The sequence below is a fragment of the Nitrospira sp. M1 genome (assembly GCF_965152605.1).
Genome location: NZ_OZ224217.1, coordinates 1,984,692 through 2,000,839 on the forward strand (window position 1 = coordinate 1,984,692; position 16,148 = coordinate 2,000,839).

Here is a 16,148-nt window from a genome sequence, read left to right on the forward strand (position 1 = left end):
GTGTATCGTGAGAATAATGCAGAATGATTTCCTTAATATTTATGATGATGCATAGTCCCGCACGAGACGTTTTTCAATATTCCAATATTTCAAAATTGGATGTAGCAGTGAAATTTGCGATAGTTCGTGACTGCGCGCAAAGAGGGTCGAAAGTTTTGAATAGTCCTTTTGAAAAAAAGCCAATTCGGCGAGATAGGGAATAACTCGTGTTTCAGGAATTCCATGTTCGAGCGCCTTGGTGAACGCATCCCGCGCACGATCTCGTTCTTGAGCATGAAGGGCTAATTGTCCTTTCAAGGCCCACATGCCCGCATCGTCCGAATAGGCGGCCAGGACCATTTCGTTGTACTGGGTTGCTTGAGCTACGGCATAGGTTAAAACATCACCTTCAACAAGGTCTTTGTACACCAGTTCCCAGTAGGCATAGGCTAATTGGCGAGCATGAGTCAGTTTCTCCGATGTCGCTTCGGCTTGTTGATGCCACTCGAGCTCTTGATTGATTTTTTCATTAATCGACTTTTCTTTTTTATCTAAAATGCCAAAGGCTACAAGTCGAATGTCATCGGTTTGATCCTGCAGGGCTTGCCGGACAGTCGTGTGTATGTGCTGGGATTCGAAGCTTTGTAGCTTTCCCAGTGCATCTAATCGTGTTTCTGTGAGTAGCCCAGAAGCTTGAAAGCGTGACTGTAAATCTCCTCTTCCATACTGCAGCATGTCTACGAGTCCTGTCTCGGCAAACTTGGAATCTTGGACTTCTTGAATGTTTCCGTTCGTTGCCTGGGCAACTCCATAATTCGTCATGACGACGAGTGCCATAACTCCAAATGCGCCCAGTATAGGAATGAATAATGTCAGGGTCGTCAAAAAGAACACGACCGTACCGGGGGGATGCTGATAGCGAGCTGGGAGGCTGTCTTTGCCCAGTAACCCTGCCGCTACACTGACCAGGACATGCAAAAGGAGGAGTCCCATCGCATCGTCTTGGTAGCGATTCGTAAACAGGAGATAGGGCAGCGCGCCACCTTCAAGCAACGCCGCTAAGCAGAGGAATATTTTGGCGATCATAGTTTCCTACGACAAGATCTTGGACAATTGTGGAAGGATCATGTTCATGAAGTCCTCGAACACTCACGTGAATCTCGGCTTCCTGAAACCCCTTTCCAAACCGTTCCCTGAGTAATTGTTGAATGCGGAGAAGGTAGCCTTCGATGGCCCCATCATCGGTGAATGGGAGCAGGATGCAGAGTCGACGACTGTCATCATGACGGATATCCCACGTCACATCTAATCCACGAGTGTGATGAAGGATGTGAAACACGATTTCTTCACGCATCGATGGTGCGCACACGTCAAAGACCACCACTCGGCTATCAAGTCCCAATTCATATTGCAATCGAACTAAGCGAGGTAATTCTCGAGCAAATGGTACTGGACATTCGGGAAATTGTTCCAAAATCGGACGTGCAAGCACGGCGGCCTGCACACCATCGGCAAAATAATGTAAAAAGATTTTCAACATATGCAGGCTGTCTTCATGAAGATTGAGAAAGCGCATGCGTTCCACGACAAACCATCCAACAATCTGGCCGTTGCTCGCCATGGCCGGTGCGACAATTAAATAGTGCGAGTTTACGGCAGATACCGATTGAGGCATCATGACATGGGAAAACTCTTTTGTGGTACGCGCATGGTGGATCAAGGGGTCACTATTCTGCAGGGAATCCATTGAACCCACTGCGGCCAATGGTGTCTCAACACGGTGCGGCGGGATGTCACGGTAGAATGCGGCGACTTCTAATTGAAAAAATTGCGTGAGTAACTCAAGGAATCGTTCGGCGGCAGCTGTGGGAATTTCATCGTGTTCATCGATGAGCATTCCCCGCAATCGTTTTAACGCATCACGAAGGGTAAGAGGTTGACTGATTAAATGTTCCTCTAAGCTGTGATGGGACATGCCGAGTAAATGATACGCGCGTGCCGTTTCTTGTAAACGTTGATCAAGATAATCGTTTCGCTCTTCCATTTGTTTGAAATACATGTTCCATCGACTTCCAAACTCACCACAGATTGCGATACACAACACTCCGCCGATCACGTAGGCTTTCGGAACAGCCACTCCACTCAACAGGCCGAATTGTATCTCAAGAAACAGACTGCTCAGGATGATTCCGACAGAGAGCAGCCCCGCCCAGGTTCCATATCGTAACCCCAATAGGAGGGCCCCAATCCATAACCAGGGGAATGCCATATTCGTCAAAAATGGATCCTCAGGCACCATCCAATGGCTGAGTCCCACAATCACGCCCGTCAGGACGCAGGTTTCCACCCACTGCCAGCGTTGTGGAACGCCTCGTAAGTGAATGGGCAATCGCATTAGGATACACTCACTTCCTTGAGCAGGCGTTTAATCAGTTTTTGCGCGACGGCGCTTACGGCTTCACGGCTCCATCCCGTTTGTCCTCCAACGGCGCTCCACACCACGTGATTCGTCTGTAAGTCAAGAATTCGTAAACTGACTCCAACGGCTGGTTCCCCGTCGATTCCGACTTTATACCGCCACTCGTCGACAGTCCCGGTTATGGCATAGCGGGCTTTTTGCTCCTTCGCCCAGTGTAACGCCGACTCGTATAAAGTATTGTCGGATCCGAGTATGAATGAGCCGTCTTGCAGGGCCGATGGATAGCGTCGTATTTGAGTCATACCCTGGCTGTAGAGCAAGGATTCGGTAATAGCCTCAGCGCGACGACCGGCTTGCGGCGTTTCGGTGTGATTGACGATTGGGAGCAAGACCCAGGGGGCATGCGCGTCAAGCATCGGATCTCGTGAATAATCAATGACCGTACATCCATGAGTCATTACGGTGAGTAGGCCTATGGCGAATACCATCCAGAAAAGTTTTGTCATTGTGTCACCTATGAATTTAAAACCATCGTTGATAGTGGAGATTGACTTGCGTGGTCGTGGCATTTTGTCCAAACCCTCCTTGTATATAACTGCCAGAGAGCTGGATGTGATCTTGCCCAATTAACCGACTGATAAGACCGGCTTCAATACTTTGTCCCAAACCCGTGGCACTGTTGTAATTCACCCCCAGTAACCCAAATGGCCGAATACCTTTGGTGTAGAGATCACGGATGGAATCACCAAGACTGATTTGTATGCCACCTTGTGAGAAATTTTGCGGCACAACTTGAAGAGGAGTTGGTTCTTCATCCGTATGGGGAATGAGTCGTGTGATACTGCCTGGCAGTGCAGGCACGCGCCAATATCGTTGCACGGTTCCGACCACACGAACCGTCACGTCTGGGTAGTCTCGTCGAAGATGATGGCCGATGGCACCTTCAACTCCAAGCCCGCGGCCAAGAGTGTCACGCGATTGGCTATAAAACCGCTGCGCATCCATTTGAAGAGAGACAAATTGACGTTTGGAAACATAGTAGAGGCCTTGTCCTCTCATGAAGTCCTTCATGCCCCCGATCTGGAGTACGACGGAGTCATTGGCCTTTTGATTTCGTCCAATCGTGAGCGTTGAAGAGAGATGTTCATTCCAGACCTGCTCATAGTCCATTTGTAAACCAAACACATGTGCGAGCGCATTTCGATGAAATCCGGTTAACCGAATCGTTCCTGCGGGCCATTGATAGGCCAACGATACGCCGAATTGACGATCAATGCGTGGGACTCCGGTTAATGCCTTCGAGTCGACACTTTCTTGCCAGGCGACGGAGGCTTCAGGCCGAACTTCGATTCGTCCCAATTGAATGGCCATTGCCGTCTTGGATACATAGCTCGAAAGTGGACGCCGTTCTTCAAACATGATGTGCGACGTTATGCGATCGGCGGCTGTCATAATGGCTTCTTGAAATTGAATATGTGTCGCGTCGCGGTCAGGGTGACGCGTCAATGAATTAAAGGCTAGTTCTTGAGCGATTGTCTTCCGGTCAAGCCTGTTTGCGGCTTCGATGTGATCAGAGATGGACAAATTGTCAGTGTAGTTATAAGTAATGGCTTCTATCTCAACCCAATCATTGTCTGCGAGTGCGATCGCAAGTTTTGCCCATCCCGGTTCACGAAGTTGTTGGGCATAGGCGTTCCATAGCCACTGTTTGGCTGCATCGAAGGCTTCTTGAGACAGAAACCATGCTAATATGAGTTCTTTCATGACCGGTGATGTCATGTGCGTTCTTGTATTTCGCAGCAGGGTCAGAAGCGGGTCGCCGGGATCGTTCAATTGTGTCAATGTTGCGAGGGCTTCAATGGTTTCAGTAGAGCGGATTTGAGTGGGGTGCGTGAGGAGAGATTGACGAATTTTAAGCCATGCATGTTGACGAACATGCCACGCTTGCCGGATTTGAGATGATGCCTCAAGTGCTGCGGCATAGTTCAAGAGCCAGAGATAATCGTGTCGCCGAGTCTGGAGTTGTCGAACAAAGTACGGTAGGGCTTGTGCGTGTCGATCGAGGACCACATAGGCCGCCGCGACGGGACCCCAGAGTCGTGCATCTGCTTCAATGCTGTCTTGCCACGTATCGAGATAGAATGCTAACGCGGTTCGATGTTGTTGATCGACTAAAAACCATAACATGGCTTCTTTCGTCTCATTCGATTCCGGATTGATGTTCAGGGCACGTTCATACGCTTGAAGGGCTTCAGCGTGTTTGCCGATCTTCCACATCACCTCAGCGCGAATAATCCAATACCGTTCCAGATGCACAATGAGTGCTTCTTCCCACGGTACAAGTCCTTCTAATGTTGATTGGACCTGATCGATCTGCCGTTCGTGTAATTGGAGATCTAAGGCCTGCAGTAAAAACTTTGGACTGTGAAACGTCTTCCATCCCGCAAGACTCACGTCAATCGCTTCCAAAGGATTTGTGTTACGTAACAGCAGAATCAAGCGTTCCTGTGCTTCGATTGATAATTGTTGTCGTGCGCGTAATCGTTGGTACGCTTCTTCAGCTTGCGGATCATCCTCGAGCATCCATGCGAGATGTCCAATGAATTTCCAATATTCGTCGTCATCATCCTTTGCCTGTTGTTTCACATGCCTCAACATGTCATAGGCTTCCCGTACATGTCCCCGAGATGACAGGAGGCCCGCTTGCTGTGTTGCCCAGGTTACTCGTGAGCCGTACTGTGTTTCGAGCTCTCGATAATACCGATAGGCTTTTGTGTCTTGGCCCATTCGTTGATACAAATGGGCCATATGTTCGAGAAAGGCTGGGTTGGGATTTTGTTGGTGAAGATGCGTCAAATAGGCCACGGCTTCATCAGGTTTCCCAAGCCGTTCGTATGCGTCTGCCAATGTTCGCCATTCCGACTCTGATAAGGTACGAATTTTCCCCAAACCCAAAAGGGCAAACACGAGATTTTCATCATCATAGGCTCCTGGAGCCAATCGCAGAATCTGTCCAAATGGCTCTTGATTGGGTTTCATTTCCGCAATCTTTCTCCATTGCGCGAGTGCGATTTGTTGGCGGCCTGTCCACTCAGCGACTTGCGCATATTTTTTTCGCCATGTTACGAGATGCGGAGCCTGTTGAACCGCAGCCTGTGCTAATTGAAAGGCATCCTCTAAATTCTGGTTTTCCAAAAATACCGCATACCCAAGTTGATACATCTGATCATGAAATGTTCGGAATTTCGATTGCTGCTTCGATTGAGCGTTTGGGGTGGCACGACGTCGAGCCGCGACAGTCAGGGAGTGAAAGGTTTCATGGCGTGAGGACAGTGTTCTGAAATATTCATCATTGACAATCTCGGTGAGTGTTGGGGCTAAAAAAAATGTCCGCGTATGCGTTGGTGCTTCACGCACCGCATTCACTGGAAGATATCGGAACGTGTTCTTCGTCCACGTCACTTGCAGTAAATCCTTTACGTATTTTTGAGCGAAACTTCCATCGCCAGCCGCACGTCCAAGTGACACGAGAAATATGAGTGTGGCTTCATCGTGCTGTATATCACTCACATGTCGTTTCGCTTGTTCAATTGCCTGTTTGAGGAGGTTGCCGGATTGTAATGCCTTGAGTGCTGCTACATAATAGCCACGTTTCTCCTGTTGATTGTTGACTCCATGCTGTGCGGAAAAGTATAAGGTTGCGGCCTTTTGGTAGGCTCCTTGCCCGAGTGCTAATTCTGCGGCCTTGGCATACCACTGTACGGTTTGCGGTTCCGGTCGTTTTGCGAGTTGTTCATAAATCGATTGCGCTAAGTCTTGCTCTCCAATCATCAAGGCCAATTGAGCGAATTGGTCGAGGCGTTCAGCATCAAAGTCCTGAGCCATAGGTACAAGCAGTTGAATACGCTGTTCGATTTGTTGTACTCCGTCTCGACGTGCTGACGAGTCTGCCGGGAAGGCAAATGTACGGGTTTTGAGCATATGTAAATCTATTTCATGTGCGTTCAGCCGAACATGTACATTCTCACTCATGAGTAGTGGTGCTATGGTTTTTTGAGCGTGTTCCATATGGCCAATGGCCAATTGATGTTGAGTCAGCAAGAGGCGAAGGTCGGTATCCTCAGGTTTAGATTTCAGTAGATTTTCAAGGAAAAATGTACTGACCGACGACGCGTGACTGGCCTGTGCGACTTGATTGATGATCCGTTGCTTCGGAAACAGCACCATCAGCACTAATACGATGCCAATCGCAAACAATGAGATGGACCAGAGTGAGAACAAGCGTTCTCTGGTTTGACGATCCGAGCGTCTAAGAACATGTGAAGCTGATGGGTTTTTCACGTTGTTGTGTGACAAAAAGGTTTAATAGCTTCCCTTCTTGTCGGTTCTCAACGTGTTCAACCTTAGCCGTTACCGTACATTTCGTCGTATTACCCATGGACACTTCAAGCGGCTGGTAGCTTTTCATGGTGAATTGCAGGGTTGTCCCTTTGTGTGTCCATTTCAGTATTTGCCCGTTCGTATCATGTAAATATGGAAGGGTCGGTGTTGTCGGCGTCAACGTCAGCCTCACTTCAGGCGTATCAGTCACATGCAGATATCGATCTGATTCATGATCAGAAAATCCAGCAATCCCCTGACTGTTCTGCGAATCTGGGTATCCCAATGTCTGTGGAATTCGAAGTTCTTTTAAGTGGGTCGTTCCACGAATTTTCCACGAAGCACCAGCTTTCGCAATGACAATTGTATTGAAATCATGAACTTTTCGAATGTATTCCGAGACGTAGATCGGATTGTTTGCTTGCGTCATTGCCCATGAGTAGACTCGGTGGAGGGCTGCCAGTGACGCTTTTTTGCTTGCGGAGTATGTGTGGTAATAAATATTGATGGGTTTGAGGCGCCTGGGACGATCGGTGAGTTGAAAGGTTTCAATGACTCGATCAAATCCGTAGTACGGCCCCGTCCATTCATTTGTATAGATGTTTTCATTTTGATTCGGAGCATAGATTTGATAGTGTTTGCCCTTCTGAATCCCAAACGCTGCCACCGTTGTTAACGAATTATGTTGTTCTGTCATAGTCGTATCGCCTCCATTCATGTTCCCAACATGAATCTCATACGTTAACCCCACGGCTTCCGGCGCAGGGTCACAATCACCTGTCCATAAAAAGACCTGAACACGTTTATGAGGCGGAGCTAACTTGGAATTGATGTACTCAATCGATCCTTTGATTTCACGTGTAAGACTCTCTGGGCCATATACATAATCGGGGATATTTAAATTGTAATCGCCGGGCCTATTGGGGCCTGCGATGACAAACTCTCGCCAAACCAGTGGATGGGAATACGAATGGCTGGCGAGTTCAACATGGTCTAAGGCAAACATGGCTCGGGCCGTTTTTTCAAATCGTGGAGTCAATTTCGGATAGAGTCCTTGATCGCCAACTTCCCCTTCAATCACTGAGAGGGTTGTGGGGATCCGATATTTCCTCAGCACGTCGCGGTATAAGACTTCTCCCGCATACCGCTTCCCCGGAAATTCAGCTACACTTGGAAATCCATCACCATCAATGTGTGCCAAGAGTAAACGACGACCATTGTGAGTGGTGGTATCGGGAACCGGCATCGGCTCTAATCGAAGGGCATCTCGGAGAAAATGAATTGGATCAAAGACCCAACGCGAATGTTCAAGATCCGGAAGTTGTATCACGGCATAGGGAAAGAGCGCATAGCCGCCCCAGGGGGTGATGGCGATGACATCTTGACGCTGTCCTTCAGCCGCTTCCACCTGTAAGAGCGAATCCCCATTTATAAGCCGCAGAGGCAGAAAGCCTCGGCGTTTGGGAATCGGTTCGATTTCATAGCCGATTCGAGAATCTTTGACAGAAAAATGCACCTCCGTCACGAGCTGCTCGCTGGAGTCGACGGATAACTCGAACGGGGTCAAATATTGATTCTGTAATGGAAACCCAAATGAATTAAAGAGGACGACCCGGATTCCCTGCTGGGTGTGTTTCAGTAACCATTGATGGAGTCGGTGACTCCATGGATGTTGATTGCCCGATACCCAGACCACGATGCCGGCATATCGACCGATTAAGGGATAGTCCGGCAACGATGTTCGGACATCCCAATGCTTCGACACGTATCCCAAATGATTCAACGGAAAATCAAGGAAACGATGAAGGTCGCTATGGCCAGATTCCGGATCTCTGGCGCCATCGTAAATCGACAAGATCTTTCGCGGCATGACTTCAACCGCTCCGACGCCTAGCATATTTAATTCAGGAGTACTGACCCAAGGAATCATGCCGAGGTGTTGAATCTTTTGTGCAACATCCCGTGCCACTACTCGGTGTTGAGGCGCGACATAATCGATGATGATGGCAGGTATCCCATACGCCTGTTGTAGTGACTGTAACTGCTGCACGAGCCATTCCCGGTCGTTTTGAGGAACCGCAACATACCGTTTTGTCGTCTGGTCCCATCCACGGAATAACGATTCCGCAGCAACGGCAAAAACATGTTCGGGGACACTGGGAATAATTTCAAAACCTCGATTGAAAATGAGCTGTGCGTCAGGATAGGCCTTTTTTATGGCATGTATGACCCGGCTCAATCCCCGCTCTTGTTGTTGTTTGTGTTCTGCCGTGGTGGCTATGAGGTGATAGGAGTCGAGCGTATCAAGGAAAAATCCTCGGTATCCCTGCTCCCAGAGTGGTCCGATAATGTGTTCGGTCACGAAGTTTGGCCATGCCTCCTGGCTGTGATCAATAATGTGCGAATCCCATACGGTGTTTTTTCCTAACACCCACTGATTCGGAATCGCCTTCGCATAGGCACGAGAGGAGGAAAATTCACCGAGACTGACATATGCAAAGAGTTCACTCTGAGATGTGCGGTAGACATCAGGGTCATATTGATGATCGGGTTCAACGACGACAACATCAAAGGCCTTTAATTCATCAAGGGGAGCCTCATCGCCATAGAACAATGCTACGCTAAAGTCAGCGCTCCAGCCATGTTCAGTCTGGAGCAGTAGCATGCCGACAATGCCGATCGTTGTGCAGACTGTCTTGAAGCTTACACGGTATCGCATGCCCTACCCCTTTGAATCCATAACGTCTTTCAAGAGAAGCCGCAATCCATCTTCAAACCGAGTGGAACACTGCACGCCTAAGACCTGAGCCAGTTTTTCAACATGAGCGGAGGAGTGCGGGATATCTCCTGTTTGTGCCTCGTGGTGTACAACCTGAAGCTCATAGCCCACGCAGGTCGAAAGCGCGTGAATCATGTCTAACAGACTCCGGCTTGTGCCCGTGGCCACATGACAGACCCCGGTGGCAGTGGAGAGGAGCGCTTGGACATTGGCATGTGCCACATCTTTCACAAACACAAAGTCTCGTGTTTGCCTTCCATCGCCAAACACTGTGAGCGGTTGTTGGTGTTGGATGAAATTGAGAAACTTACTGATGACGCCAGCATAGGGGGACGTGGGATCTTGTCGCGGGCCATACACGTTAAAGTAGCGTAGGCCAAGCAGTGAGCAGCCAAACACCGAATGAAATAAATCCGCATATTGGTCGTTGACGCTTTTCTCCAGTCCATATGGTGAAAGCGGGGAAACTGGATCATCCTCGGAAATAGGTAGCTGTTGTGGCTGCCCATAGACTGCTGCACTCGAGGCGTAGACCATTCGGTCCACCTGGCGGGTTTTTGCGGCGCTCAACACATTGACAAACCCCTGAATATTGATGCCACAGGATTTGGACGGATGCACCATGGAATCTTGAACAGAAACCTGCGCGGCTAAATGTAAAATATGCGTGACATCTGCGGCTGCCTGTTCGATGTCCTTGAGGCTCTGAATATCTCCGGTACAGACTTCTAAATCTGCATGACTCGGCAAATTTTGCCGGTTTCCGGTTGAGAAATTATCAAGCACGCGAACGCGCGCGCCAATGTTCAAGAGGGCTTCGACTGAATGGGAGCCAATAAAACCTGCTCCACCTGTGACGAGTACGTGCATAAGCAAAGTCTCCTTTTAGAGAGTAAGGCAAGTGGAATGCCACAATGCATACAGATCATTCTCCGATCTGAAGGTTTAAGGCCTCCGATGTGAACGATTTGTTTGGATTTACGTGAATTCACGTGTGTGGTTGTTCAGCAGAAACGTGATTCTCTATAATACCGTCGACACCATGTCATAAGCGATCAGGTTTATTGTTCATTCATTTTACGATGGGGAGATGATTCGATATGGAAATGTATACTCGAGAGGAAAATGAAACCACCGTTCAGGACGATCCCAAAGCCAAAGATTTATTGCGAGGAGCATTTGAACGGACCGCTCGCTGGCAGTCAGACTTTAAAGGTTTTCAAGCTGATCTTCGAATCAATGTTGACGGAAAAGAAACAAAGGGTACGGTTACAGTCAAAAATTCTAAAGACGTCACCGTAGACATTGCCGACGAAGAGCTGAAAAAGTGGGCGCAAAATCAAATTGGCATGATCGCCACGCATCGTGGGCCTCGAAGTTTTGAAGAGTCCGATGGGAAATACGCCTTAACGTTGGAAGGTGATGACAGTCATCCGATGGGGCAACGTGTCACGATTAACGGAGATGGCATGGGGTCCTGGTATCGAGTCAAAGATAACCGTATCACGCAAATTAATCGAAAGATGCCCTATGTCGCATTCACAATCAATGTCGAAGAGAGTGCGCTCACGCAAGACAAAAAAAATCTGACAACTCGATACACGGTCTATTATTTTTCACCCAAAGATGGGTCATTAACCAATGTTGAAAGTTTTTCAGATACACATACTCGCATTGGGGCATCAGATTTACCTGCGACCCGACGGATTATTTCGTATGAAAACAATGCCATTGTGACAAAGACCTTAACCTTCGATAATCACACAATGCTGTAAGGTTTCTTCCATGAAAAGAGAAGAGTCCCTGGCAGGACTCTTCTCTTTTTTGTTGCCTCAATCACGGTCTCTCCTATTATGGATCTTCAGACCTACTTTCCCCGTAGTGTAAAGGAACGGTTAGGCCCGTACCTTCACTTGCCACGCATGATTGATAAGTGCCGCGCCAAACATGCCGGAACACTTGGTGAGTACATCTACCCCTGCCCATTAGATGCCCGCTTTCTTGAGTTCACCTCCATCCAGGCAGAGGATCTTTTGACGGCTGTTGAATCTCGGACAGATGAAGAGGTCCTAGAATGGGTTTCACGTCATGCAACCAACCGGACTGCTCAAGAAATTCAGGACTGGAATGCCATCATGATGATGAATAGAGGTCCTGATACTGAAGAAAAGAGACTATTCTTTCGAGAAGTTCGGGACTCGCTCGATCCCAGCCGTCACGATATCACGGCATGGGCAGACTTACTGGATTTGGAGGAAGGGAGAGATGTACCCATGCGAAATCCTGCAGAACTTGCACCGTGAAAACCCATGCTGTGAGAGAGTTCTCGAAATTCTGCACACCTGGCCACCTGCAATCCAAAGAGTGGGCTGCAACGAGACGTTCAACTAAGGCTGCCCTCTTGCATGGCACGGAACACAAAACGATCGTGGCTAGGTTTTCCATTGCAGATCTTTATGCATCGAGCAAATGTACAAATCTCTCATCACCCACAAGGTAACTACGAGTTTTGTACATTACCTCTGCACACAAATAGTTTACACAGCTTTTTCGCGCTCAACTACCGTTTCGAGGGTTAATGTCTTTACGCCCTGTCTACGGTTTCAATTTCTTGATGACACTCCGCGCTTAAACGATCCGACTGCGTCCTTCGGTCTCGTTGTATTGAAGTGTTAGCCATGAATCATTTTAGCCTATTCTTCGCACAGCGGATTGGCCGAATAGTCGGCACACCTTGGCTCATACATGCGATCGTGGTTTCTCCCTCAATATCCCAGTTGAGTAAAAATATTTTTCTTTTGATTTTCGTTCTCGGGTCGTTAGCCGGTTGCGGGGCAGGCCATGTTGGCTCACCTGATAGCATCGACAAACACCAATCGGCGATTATTGTCGTACCCGGTTATTATGGGACACGATTGGTGCGAAATTCAGACGAACATCTTGTCTGGATATCGGCGAGCGAAGCGCTGTTTGGCGATCAACCGTTGACGCTTCCCATTCAAGGTCTTGGGTTGACCAAGGCGATTGACCTTCGTCCGGGCAGCATTCTTGATCACGTCTCCGTTATTCCATACGTCTATGCGGTGGATGTCTATGGTTCTTTGATCGACGCACTTGATTCGGAGACGCGTGATAACACCAAGGTCATCGCATTCACCTATGATTGGCGAAGCGATTTGCTCGATGCCGTCCAACGTCTGGACGTCATGATTCAACAGCTCAGAGCGGAAGGCACGCGAGATATTTCACTCGTTGCCCATAGTCTTGGAGGTCTCATTGTCAGCTACTACTTGCGCTACGGTACACAAGAAATCGCCGAGGCCCGTGAAACATGGGAAGGCGCAGCGCATGTGTCTGCGGTTGTCATGGCTGGAGTCCCGTTTCTAGGCGTGATGAATTCATTACGTAATATGAACTATGGCGTGGCGGTACAGCTCAATACGTCGATGCTCACGGCTGAGGCCTATTCTTCATTTCCTTCTAGCTACTACACGTTACCGCTTTTCGATACCGATCAACTTCTGACGCCGAGCCTGGAACCTCTGAACCGTATGGTTCGAAACTCGGACAATTGGACGCAGTCGGGATGGGGGTTGCTGAATGCCCCCAAAACGTTGTCTGGCGACATTAACGCGCGTCGCGCTGAGTATACGAAATTTTGGCTCCATCGTTCGCAACAGTTCCTTGAGATGCTTCGTGCTCCCCTCCTGGACAGAGCGGCTCCACACCAGACTCGACTGTTCTATCTGTATGCGAAAGGTACGCCGACCCTTGCCAGCGGGGTGTGGTTGAGACAGCGTGGCCAAGGCTCAAATTCCCTATATTTTGATAATATGGATCCAGAGCATTTTCAGTTAACGATTGATCCGGCTGTTTTGTATGACGATGGCGACGAGACGGTCACCGTTCGTTCTGCGTGGCTTCCAGCGGCCTATCGTGACTCATTTCATACGACTGTTCGAGACTACGAAGTTGTGCATACTGAACTGGTGACGGATTCACGGATTTTGGAAGACATCATTTCATTCCTCAACATGCCATAGAGTGCCGTCAGTCCTACCCTATCATTTCTGATAGGGCTTTTGACTTACGGATCTACGTGCGATGTTTCTGCTACAGTGCGCTTCTTATGGAAATTGGTATTGTTGGACTTCCAAACGTGGGTAAATCCACGATTTTTAATGCCCTGACGTCTGGCACCGCAGCCGCTTCGAATTATCCCTTCACCACAATCGAACCCAACGTCGGCGTAGTGGGTGTTCCAGATGCGCGTTTGACTCGACTCACTTCAATCTTTCAACCTAAAAAAACGATTCCAGCTTCGTGTCGATTTGTCGACATCGCTGGATTAGTCAAAGGTGCCTCTCAAGGGGAAGGCCTTGGCAATAAATTTCTTGCGAATATTCGTGAAGTGGATGCCATTCTTCATATGGTTCGCCTTTTTGAAGATACCGAAGTGGTCCATACAATGGGCATCGTCGACCCGAAACGCGATGTCGAGGTCATCGAGACTGAGTTAATGCTGGCGGATTTAGACAGTATCTCTCGACAATATGACAAGGTCTCAGGCAAGGCCCGCGCTGGCGATAAACTATCAAAAGAAACGCTGGAAATTCTTGATACACTCAAAAACGGGCTTGAAGCTGGAAAACCGGCGCGCACGCTGGGTCTCGACACTCACGTGCTCAAGCCCTATTTTTTACTGACGGCACAGCCGATTCTGTATGTTGGCAATACTGATGAACAGCCTGATGCGGCGGTCATTGCTGACTTTCAAGCCTTCGCGCAGGCACGTGGCTCAGAATCCGTCGTGTTGTGTGGAAAGCTCGAAAGTGAAATTGCGGAACTTGCCGGAGAGGATCGAGAGATGTTCATGCAAGACCTCGGGATGGAACACAGTGGTCTTGAGCAAGTCATCGTTGCCGCTTACGCGACATTGGGACTCTGCTCGTATTTTACGGGAGGTCCTCAAGAGGTGAGAGCGTGGACCATTCCACTCAGTACGAAGACGCCACAGGCCGCTGGCGTCATCCATTCAGATTTTGAGAAAGGGTTTATTAAGGCCGATATCTATAACTATTCTGATATCGATCAACATGGCTCGGAAGCCATACTCCGTGAGAAAGGACTGATTCGTTCGGAAGGCAAAGAATATGTTGTCAAAGACGGAGATGTCTGTCACTTTAAGTTTAATGTGTAATGTGCTTTTGTCGTGGCTGTACGCCTGGCATTCTTGATAGTCACCCGCCTCGGCATTTTCCCTAGGTTGAAGTCGAACGTATCGCGCCTGTCACCTATCTTGCTTCCCTACTCCTGGACCTATTACTGAATAAGAGGGCTTTGCGATGGAGCATTGAGTTCATGACGGGCCTGGTCCTCAAGCCACGTGGCTTCGGCGACACGGTTCAGATGCCGGAGTAATGTCGCATACTGCATGCGGATTGATTGTGTTTGATGATGAGCTGACGGCAATTCGGTCTCGCCAATTTCAAGCGCACGCTTATAATAATTTTCTGAGCGCTCAAACTCCCCTTGTGCCTGACTCACATGCGCCAAATCCAAGAGTGGAGGAATCAGGTGGGGGTGATCTTCGCCTAAGACCTGTTTCATAATGCTCAGGCTTCGTTGGTACAGACGTTCGGCTTGTGCGAATTGTCCACGCTTTCGATTCAAGATCCCGAGGTTTGTCAGTCCTAAAATTAAATCTGGATGATTCGGCCCTTGAATGTGTTCAACAATGGTCAGGGACTTGAGGTAGTGCAGCTCGGCTTCATCGTAACGGTCAAGTCCTTCATACGCGGCTGCAAGATTGTTCAGTGTGGTGGCTTCTTCTGCTCGCGGTTGGGTATCAGGGGAGAGACTTGAAAGCGCGTCATGGAAAAGCTGAATGGCGTGTTCATAGTCTTGTTGGCGATAGGCCTTGAGGCCTTCGGCATTTTGAGTCGTCCAGGAATCTTTATCAGCTCCAATTGCATCTTGGGTGACGACGACAGGTATGCAAAGCGATAGCAATGTGATGAGAAATGCTATGCATGTTCCCTGTTCTCTCATCATTTCCTTTCAGGACGGCCTGCCTCATGCGTCGTGGTGTGGCTCGGCACATTCTCACGATTCTGCCTCATTGTAACAGATCTGCCTGAAGTGACCTACGGCAACGATTCAGGGATAAAACTTCTGCTTCCACAGCCCAACTCCGACTGACGCCCCAATGCCATCGGCAAGCACATCCCAGACATCCGGTTGGCGCAATGGCACGAAGGCCTGATGGATTTCATCCGTGATGCCGAATACCACTGCAGCGGTGATCGCCAGCATTGGTGAATAGAAGAGCCGGTTGTGTGTCGTCGTATGGAGCAGGGCTCGATAACAGAGAATGGCGAGAATGGCATATTCAACGGCATGTATGATTTTGTCGTCAAACCCAGGAATGATTGTGATAAAGCTTACTCCCGGGGAAGATAATGACGAGAGAAAGACTATCAGCCCCGCATAGAGGATGACTGGCAACCAATAGATCATGAAGTGTGTTTTTGAGTTTTTTTGTATCTATCGGTCATTAGGAACATCTCTGCATAAAGAAGTCTTTGTATT

Annotated in this window: 12 protein-coding genes; 4 read left to right on the forward strand and 8 right to left on the reverse strand. The window is 48.8% G+C overall.

The genetic code is table 11. From position 1 onward, the window contains the following. Nucleotides 1-39: 39 nt before the first annotated feature. The 6 genes from ACWHX8_RS09025 to ACWHX8_RS09050 are packed head-to-tail and all read right to left on the reverse strand — an operon-like array spanning nt 40 to nt 10,427. Nucleotides 40-1,065, reverse strand: coding sequence for a hypothetical protein (locus tag ACWHX8_RS09025; protein WP_447971622.1), 1,026 nt, complete (start codon nt 1,063-1,065; stop codon nt 40-42). After that, nucleotides 1,025-2,374, reverse strand: a complete 1,350-nt coding sequence (locus tag ACWHX8_RS09030) for a PelD GGDEF domain-containing protein (protein WP_447971623.1) — start codon at nt 2,372-2,374, stop codon at nt 1,025-1,027. The genes ACWHX8_RS09025 and ACWHX8_RS09030 overlap by 41 nt, the downstream gene beginning before the upstream one ends. After that, nucleotides 2,374-2,904: a penicillin-binding protein activator LpoB gene (locus ACWHX8_RS09035; RefSeq protein WP_447971624.1), complete on the reverse strand. Its 531-nt coding sequence runs from the start codon at nt 2,902-2,904 to the stop codon at nt 2,374-2,376. The genes ACWHX8_RS09030 and ACWHX8_RS09035 overlap by 1 nt, the downstream gene beginning before the upstream one ends. Nucleotides 2,905-2,920: 16 nt before the next feature. Beyond that, nucleotides 2,921-6,679 (reverse strand): tetratricopeptide repeat protein, encoded by a 3,759-nt coding sequence (locus tag ACWHX8_RS09040; protein ID WP_447971625.1) that lies wholly within the window; start codon nt 6,677-6,679, stop codon nt 2,921-2,923. Nucleotides 6,680-6,707: 28 nt separating this feature from the next. After that, nucleotides 6,708-9,497 (reverse strand): bifunctional glycoside hydrolase 114/ polysaccharide deacetylase family protein, encoded by a 2,790-nt coding sequence (locus ACWHX8_RS09045; RefSeq protein WP_447971626.1) that lies wholly within the window; start codon nt 9,495-9,497, stop codon nt 6,708-6,710. 3 nt (nt 9,498-9,500) lie between these two features. After that, nucleotides 9,501-10,427, reverse strand: a complete 927-nt coding sequence (locus ACWHX8_RS09050) for an NAD-dependent epimerase/dehydratase family protein (protein WP_447971627.1) — start codon at nt 10,425-10,427, stop codon at nt 9,501-9,503. A gap of 230 nt (nt 10,428-10,657) precedes the next feature. Between ACWHX8_RS09050 and ACWHX8_RS09055 the strand changes: the two genes are divergently transcribed. From ACWHX8_RS09055 to ychF, 4 genes are all read left to right on the forward strand, one after another. Further along, entirely contained in the window at nt 10,658-11,332 is a 675-nt protein-coding gene (locus ACWHX8_RS09055; RefSeq protein ID WP_447971628.1) for a DUF3386 family protein, read from the forward strand. 78 nt (nt 11,333-11,410) lie between these two features. Further along, the gene (locus ACWHX8_RS09060; protein ID WP_447971629.1) at nt 11,411-11,860 is read left to right on the forward strand and encodes a DUF5069 domain-containing protein; all 450 of its coding nucleotides are present in this window, start codon (nt 11,411-11,413) and stop codon (nt 11,858-11,860) included. Nucleotides 11,861-12,235: 375 nt separating this feature from the next. Then, nucleotides 12,236-13,600, forward strand: coding sequence for a lipase/acyltransferase domain-containing protein (locus ACWHX8_RS09065; protein ID WP_447971630.1), 1,365 nt, complete (start codon nt 12,236-12,238; stop codon nt 13,598-13,600). Between the two features lie 86 nt (nt 13,601-13,686). Next, nucleotides 13,687-14,757, forward strand: a complete 1,071-nt coding sequence (gene ychF, locus ACWHX8_RS09070; RefSeq protein WP_447971631.1) for a redox-regulated ATPase YchF — start codon at nt 13,687-13,689, stop codon at nt 14,755-14,757. A 122-nt stretch (nt 14,758-14,879) separates the two neighbouring features. On the opposite strand, the gene ACWHX8_RS09075 is transcribed toward ychF, so the two are convergent. Beyond that, nucleotides 14,880-15,611, reverse strand: coding sequence for a tetratricopeptide repeat protein (locus ACWHX8_RS09075; protein WP_447971632.1), 732 nt, complete (start codon nt 15,609-15,611; stop codon nt 14,880-14,882). 105 nt (nt 15,612-15,716) lie between these two features. Continuing rightward, complete coding sequence (locus ACWHX8_RS09080; protein WP_447971633.1) at nt 15,717-16,076, reverse strand: VanZ family protein; 360 nt, start codon at nt 16,074-16,076, stop codon at nt 15,717-15,719. Nucleotides 16,077-16,148: the final 72 nt, after the last annotated feature.